General features: G+C 32.1%; 6 protein-coding genes. 2 read left to right on the top strand and 4 right to left on the bottom strand.

Features of this window, described 5'->3' with window-relative positions; all coding sequences use genetic code 11:
- Positions 1 to 55: 55 nt before the first annotated feature.
- The 3 genes from ACIQ2J_RS03275 to ACIQ2J_RS03265 all read right to left on the bottom strand — a co-directional run bounded on the left by ACIQ2J_RS03275 (position 56) and on the right by ACIQ2J_RS03265 (position 3,271).
- Positions 56 to 1,345 carry a YCF48-related protein gene (locus ACIQ2J_RS03275; RefSeq protein WP_396166651.1) on the bottom strand — a complete coding sequence of 430 codons (1,290 nt, stop codon included), beginning with the start codon at positions 1,343 to 1,345 and terminating at the stop codon, positions 56 to 58.
- A 287-nt stretch (positions 1,346 to 1,632) separates the two neighbouring features.
- The gene (locus ACIQ2J_RS03270; protein WP_396166649.1) at positions 1,633 to 2,478 is read right to left on the bottom strand and encodes a GH25 family lysozyme; all 846 of its coding nucleotides are present in this window, start codon (positions 2,476 to 2,478) and stop codon (positions 1,633 to 1,635) included.
- Between the two features lie 94 nt (positions 2,479 to 2,572).
- Positions 2,573 to 3,271: a CDP-alcohol phosphatidyltransferase family protein gene (locus tag ACIQ2J_RS03265; RefSeq protein WP_396166647.1), complete on the bottom strand. Its 699-nt coding sequence runs from the start codon at positions 3,269 to 3,271 to the stop codon at positions 2,573 to 2,575.
- A gap of 266 nt (positions 3,272 to 3,537) precedes the next feature.
- Between ACIQ2J_RS03265 and ACIQ2J_RS03260 the strand changes: the two genes are divergently transcribed.
- Both ACIQ2J_RS03260 and ACIQ2J_RS03255 read left to right on the top strand, forming a co-directional pair.
- Positions 3,538 to 4,521 (top strand): PorV/PorQ family protein, encoded by a 984-nt coding sequence (locus ACIQ2J_RS03260; RefSeq protein WP_396166666.1) that lies wholly within the window; start codon positions 3,538 to 3,540, stop codon positions 4,519 to 4,521.
- Positions 4,522 to 4,528: 7 nt separating this feature from the next.
- Positions 4,529 to 5,626: a DUF4105 domain-containing protein gene (locus tag ACIQ2J_RS03255; protein ID WP_396166644.1), complete on the top strand. Its 1,098-nt coding sequence runs from the start codon at positions 4,529 to 4,531 to the stop codon at positions 5,624 to 5,626.
- 2 nt (positions 5,627 to 5,628) lie between these two features.
- Here the strand turns inward: ACIQ2J_RS03255 and ACIQ2J_RS03250 are convergent, their stop codons facing one another.
- Complete coding sequence (locus ACIQ2J_RS03250; RefSeq protein WP_396166642.1) at positions 5,629 to 7,020, bottom strand: exopolysaccharide biosynthesis polyprenyl glycosylphosphotransferase; 1,392 nt, start codon at positions 7,018 to 7,020, stop codon at positions 5,629 to 5,631.
- Between the last annotated feature and the right edge of the window lie 16 nt (positions 7,021 to 7,036).

Here is a 7,036-nt window from a genome sequence, read left to right as displayed (position 1 = left end):
AAAAAAAATCCGTTTCAACTTAATTGAAACGGATTTTATAGATTTTGCCAATTATTTATTTAATGAGAATCTTTTCTTTATAAATAGCAGTTCCATCAGTAACTTGCAAGATGTAGACACCTTTGTTATTAATACTAATATCGGAGGCGGATGCCAAGTTGAAGTTATTGTTTTGGTAAACTTGTCTTCCTAAAATATCATATATTTCTATACTTATTTGGGTAGAAATTCCGTTTCCTTTAATAAAAAAGGTTCCAGCGTTTGGATTTGGATATACTAATATTTTAGAAATACTATTTTCTTCTGTATTCATAGTATCCGAATAATGCGCTAGCAAATTATCATCGGAAGTCAGCCAACCATTATTTTCAGCCCAAAAATAAATACTGTTAGGGGAATGAACCGGAGTTGTTTGCGTTGTCCAAGTAGCACCTCCATCAGTTGTGTGTTTTACAATAGCAGTATCCATTGAGCTTTGTAATTGACTACTGATCCAACCTACATTAGAATTTAAAAAAAATACAGAAGTACATTTATGATTAGAAGTTAACCCCAAATTAGTGATTGCATTCCATGTAGTACCACCATTAGTAGTTGCAAATACTTTTCCGTTATCGCCTACAATCCACCCATGATTAAGGTCAGTAAATTGCATTGCATTTAATTGACCTGTAGTATTATCGGTATATTGAGGAGTCCAATTAGCGCCACCATTAGTGGTTTTGTAAAAAGTATAAGGAGGAGGAAGTGTAGGGCCAGCTGAATATGCCCAACCATTATTGGCATCCTTATAATAAAATATTCCGCCTCCATTAGTTGTTGCCCAAGTAGTACCTCCATCGGAGGTTTTTAAAAAAGTAGGAACATTAGTGGTCATATTATAAACAATGAGCCATCCATTAAAAGCATCAACAAATTGAATTTGAATACCAGCATCGCCCGCCACTTGCGAAATAACGCTTCTTTGCCAACTATTACCACTATTAGTAGTTTTGTAGACGACTGCTCCTTGGGGGCTGCTTTCGGTTCCTAATGTTTTAATAACCCAACCAGTAGTTGCATTAATAAAATGCAAATTTTCTGCAGGATTAGAAAGCGAACTAACAACATCACTAGGAAATGGATTTGCCGTTTCAATCCAAGTGGTACCTGCATTCGTGGTATGAAGAAGAAATCCAGGAGATATAGATACCCAACCTTCCGTAGCGCTCACAAATTGTATTTTCCCAACATTTGCAGTAGTTTGAACAGGATTTGTTTGTAAATTCCAACTTGCTTGAGCGGTACTTTTAAAACTCAATAAGTTAATGAGTACCATTGCAAGAAATAAAGTAATTTTTGTCATTTCATAAAATTTAATTTCCTACTCCTATGGTTTTTCGGTGGCACCCCGTTTATTTTTTTGGTTTCTGGTCTCCAAAGAATTTCTTATAAAGATCAAAAAAATGCAAATTATTAATGTTATAGGATAGAGATAAATATTTATAAAATTTACATGTAAGTAGGTTCCAAAAAGAATTAAGCTGTTCAAGCTAATTAAAATAATTAATAGCAGGACAACTATAGAAAAAACCAAATTTCATGAAATACTATCTAAAGATATTTAGGAATGGTATTATAAAAAATAAACCATCAATTGGATATAGTCAAATATTGCAACATCTGCGGGGTCCCGTTATAGATGTTAATATCTACGTTTTCATCAATTCCGTTAATTCTGGCTTTTTGAGTAAACTGCCAAAATAACCAATCGTCTTTAATATTTTCAACAAAAAAATTATAATTGGCAACCCAAAAAGTATAGCCTTTAAATTCTTCTTTTAAAAAATCATTGTAGTATTTCTCGCCTGTATAAATTATTGGACGTACTTTATAATGGGCATCTACTTTAGCCAACCAGCGCTTCAACCCTACTTTCAAACTATCTATCGATTGGTTTTTGGGTAATTTTTCAATATCTAAAACGGGAGGCAAATCACCTTTACGCAGAGAAACTACTTTTATAAAATTGTCGGCTTGCTCTATTGAGTTTTCGTTTGGACGGTAATAATGGTAAGCACCTCGAATAAAATGCTGTTGCTTTGCTTGTTTCCAATTTTCTGCAAAACGAGAATCTTGTTTATCGGATCCAGCCGAAGCACGAATAAACACAAAATGTAACGGAAACTTGCTTTCTATTGAATCAACTTCTGTCCAATTAATATCCCCTTGAAATTGCGATACATCCAAACCAAAAGTTAACTCTTTATGGGCTTTTAATATTTGAAATATTCGAGCCTGAGCCACTTTATCTTCTTTGGCTTTTCTTTCTGATTTGGAAGTAAGATAATAACGAATGGCAGTTCTATAATGGTAAGCACCATAAACTAATCCGAGAAATAAAACAGAAATCAGAATTATTTTAATAGGAAAAACCGACTTCTTTTTTTTGGAAGTTTTTCTGCGAATTGGTGGTTTTCGAGTAGTAGTTTTTGCCATAAAGGTGTAAAATCCAAAGTTTAAAATTCCAAATCCCAAAGGTCTTTGGATTAAAACAAGTCTTAATTCTTAATACTTTGATCTTAATACCTCTTTATAACTCCTTTTTTGCCAAAATATTATTTACAACCGATAATAAAACATAGGTTATTATTACCAACGGAACGGCAAGAAACTGCAAAGTAGCAATCATAATAAGAGACACTACTAAAAATCCGATTTGTAATTTGTATTTCTGGAAACTGAAATTTTTAATTTTTAATGAAAATAACGGAATTTCAGCATTCATTATATAAGCACTTAAAATCGTGATTATTATTAAAACCCAAGAATTTTGAATGTAAGGTCCTACAAAAGAATTGGTTACCAAAGGCAAACTCATAATAAACAAAGTATTGGCTGGAGTTGGTAAACCAATAAACGAATCCGATTGGCGGGTATCAATATTAAAATTTGCTAAGCGATAACATGCGCCAAGCGTTATTATAAAACCTAAATAAGGCACAGTAAGATTAGTAGAATAATTACCGTTGGTTAACATGCAAAACATTACAAAGCCTGGCACAACACCACTAGTTACCATATCGGCCAAGGAATCCAATTGCACTCCCAAAGGTCCAGCAACGTTAAATTTTCGAGCAAAAAACCCATCAAAAAAATCAAAAAATATCCCTAAAGCAACAAAGTAAAATGCCATGTCAAATTTTAAATCGGCAACCATTATTATGGCAATGCATCCGCAAAATAAATTTAGAAGGGTGATAAAATTCGGAATGTGTTTTTTGAGGCTCATGCTTTTAATTTTTAATTGACAAATTTAGCACAATAAGTTAAAGGGAAGTACGTTTTTTATAGAGATTTTTTAATTGAAAATTCTTAACGAACATATTTTACTAAAGGACGAAATAAACTCGGTAATAATTTCTATTTTTGACATCCAATAAATTAACAAAACTTCGGTTTTCAAAAGCATTACAATTGAACCAAAAAGTATTCTTTTTTCTTATAGTTACTACTCTAGGCTACAGTCAAGCAGTTAGAAAATATTCTAATGAGTTTATGAATATTGGTGTAGATGCTGCTGCATTGGGAATGTCGAATGCCGTAGTTGCAAATACCCACGATGTAAATTCAGGCTATTGGAATCCCGCAGGTTTAATGGGTCTTGAAGACGGTCAAGTGGCCGTCATGCACGCTAGTTATTTTGCAAATATAGCGCAATACGATTATGCGGCTTACGCAAAACCTATTGATAATGAAAGCGCTTGGGGAATATCAATGATTCGTTTTGGGGTAGATGATATTTTAAACACCACCCAACTTATTGATGCTAGCGGAAATATTGATTACAACCGAATAAGCAAATTCTCTACAGCCGATTATGGTTTTACCTTTTCGTATGCACGGAAATTAAAACTTCCTGGCTTTCAATATGGTGTGAATTCCAAAATAATTCGCCGTGTGATTGGAGATTTTGCCAATTCTTGGGGATTTGGTTTTGACTTTGGTTTGCAATGGGAACGGAACGATTGGCATTTTGGATTGATGCTTCGCGATATTACTACAACTTATAATGTGTGGAATATTAATGAAGAGGAATACAATAAAATTAAAAATACGGTTGCTGGACAAAATCAAGAATTACCAGAAAGCACCGAAATCACCATGCCAAAAGCACAATTTGGTATGTCTAAAAAAATTGAATTCCACAACGAAACGAGTTTATTAGCATCCGGAAATTTAAACATGCAATTTGCTAGAACCAACGATATTATTTCTTCCAGTTTGGTGAGTATTGATCCTGCCTTTGGATTTGAATATGGCTATACCGACTTGGTTTTTCTTAGAGCCGGATTTGGGAATTTTCAAACAGTAACCCAAATTGACAATACCAAACGAATTGGATTTCAACCTAATATCGGACTTGGATTCAAATATAAAGGAATTCAAATTGATTATGCTTTAACTGATTTAGGAGATCAAAGTGCTGCTTTATATTCTAATATTTTTTCATTGAAAGTAGATTTAAGCATTTTTAGATAATACAATTATGATGAAAAAATTACTTTCCGTAGTATTCCTTTTACTTTCTTTTTTAAGCTTTTCGCAAAATACTCCCTTATCCAATAAAGCCACTGTTAGTATTTTTACCTGTGGCAGAGGAAATGAATTGTACACTACTTTTGGACACACTGCTATCCGAATAAAAGACGAAAACACCAATCTAGATGTGGTTTATAATTATGGCGCCTTCGATTTTAATACCGAAAATTTTTATTTGAAATTTGTAAAAGGAGATTTGCAGTATTTTATCAATGCTTCATCTTATAACGATTTCATCTACGAATACCAAATGGAAAAAAGAGAGGTTATTGAACAAACCTTAAATTTTTCGCCTACGCAAAAACAAGAACTTTTTGATTTATTAAATGCCTCTTTATTTTCAGAAGAACGCAGTTATACCTACAAATTTATCGATCGGAATTGTACTACGATGGTAGTGGAAAAAATCAATAAAATGATTGGAAAAGAGTTGATTCAAAAAGTAGATGATACTTCCATTTCTTACAGAGAATTGTTGTATCCGTATTTTGCGAATCATTTTTATTACAAACTAGGAATCAACATTATTTTTGGTGCTAAAACAGATAACAAAGCGGTAAAACTTTTTCTTCCATCAGAATTAATGCACAGTTTGGATAAAGCTAAAATAAATGGTATTCCTTTAGTGATAAAAAAAGAAACGCTAATTCAAGGAAACGAATTAGAATCTGGATTTTCATTTGTAGATAGCATTTATTTTATAGCTCTACTCCTATTGCTTTTGGTTGTAACCAATAAGAAAAAAGTATTTGTAACGTACCTATTTGTTGCAGGATTACTAGGATTATTCTTATCTTTAGTAGGATTGTATTCGCTTCACAAAGAATTGTTATGGAACTACAACGCATTACTATTCAATCCTTTGTTTTTGTTATTGCCCTTTTTGAAAGGTAAATGGTTCAAAAAATTAATTCAAACTTGTTTTGTTTTTTTAGGAATATATAGTTTACTACTATTAACAAAACCACATGTTTGGTTAATGTTACCTTTCATTGCGGCAACTGCCTATATGCTTTGGAAATTACAAAAATCAGAACGTAAATAAATTTATTGACCTCTATAAAACAGTACGGTACTAAAGGTTTTAATGACAATATCTATATCTAAAAAGATACTTCGGTGCTTGATATAATACAAGTCGTATTGTAATTTTACCAAGCTATCCTCAATAGAATCTCCATACGAATAATTAACTTGAGCCCAACCTGTAAGTCCGGGTTTCATAACGTGACGGGTTTCGTAAAACGGCATGACCTCAGCAATTTCATTTACAAATATCGGGCGTTCGGGTCTTGGCCCAATAATTCCCATATCACCTTTTAGAATATTTAAAAATTGAGGGAATTCATCCAATCTAGTTTTACGGAGAAATTTTCCAAAAGCGGTAATTCTCGAATCATTAATAGTAGTAAATACGGCACCATTGACTTCGGCGTTTTGAACCATCGTTCGATATTTGTATATTTTAAAAACAGAACCATTTTTACCTATTCTTTCTTGGCTGTAAAAAAGAGAACCTTTATTACCTACTAAATTTCCAATATATATTAATGGCACAAATAGCAATCCAATAGCTAATCCGATGAGGGAAAAAACAATTTCTGAAATCCGAACAAAGGAAAGATATAGTTTATTTTGATTGCTTCTACTAAATGGAAAATACCTATAAAAATCTCTTGAAACATAATGCACAGGAATGCGTTGGGTAATAGCTTCATAGACATGTGTATATTCTCTAATAATAAAACCGTTTTCAAGCAAATGAATTAATTGATTGTATAAGCCCACAGTAATTGCTTCGGTTTTTTGGGAAGCGATTACAATTTCGGAAATATTATTATTTCTTACATAATTATCTAATTCATTTAGTGGAATAGGATTAATTGCACTTATATTTACTATTTCTGAATTTACATCCGAATTAACAAAACCTATGATTTTATAATGTGGATCGGCATTTATAAGTCCTAAAACGAGTTCATCAAGTTGGTCTTCATCACATACTAATATGGCTTTCTTAACAAATCGATGAGAGGCTAAAAATTTTAAATAAAATATTCTCCATGCTAATAATGAAAAGAAAATAGCTACAAAAAACATAACTATTTGTAACCTATTAGATGGTAAAAATGGAGTATAAACAGGAGTTAATAAATAAAACAAAACAGTAGTGCATGTAGTTAGGATTATACTACGTATTATTTGAAATTGACTACTAGCCACTTGAAGATTATACATTTCAAAAACAGAACCAAAAATATTAAGATACAAGACTAATACTAAAGTCCAATAATAGTTAGTAGTAGAGAATCTAAAATACTTGAAATCAAAGAAATAACTCACCAAAAATAGGGAAAGAAATACAAAAATCAGATCAAAAACCTTGAGAAGAATTTTTCGTTCGGATACTTCGAAGTGAATTTTCTTATTCTTATACATTAAATTTCGAGTTTAA

The organism is Flavobacterium sp., assembly GCF_044357305.1.
Classification (GTDB): Bacteria; Bacteroidota; Bacteroidia; order Flavobacteriales; family Flavobacteriaceae; genus Flavobacterium.
The sequence above is the reverse complement of the archived record's forward strand: the minus strand, read 5'-3'. Positions and strand labels throughout refer to the sequence as shown.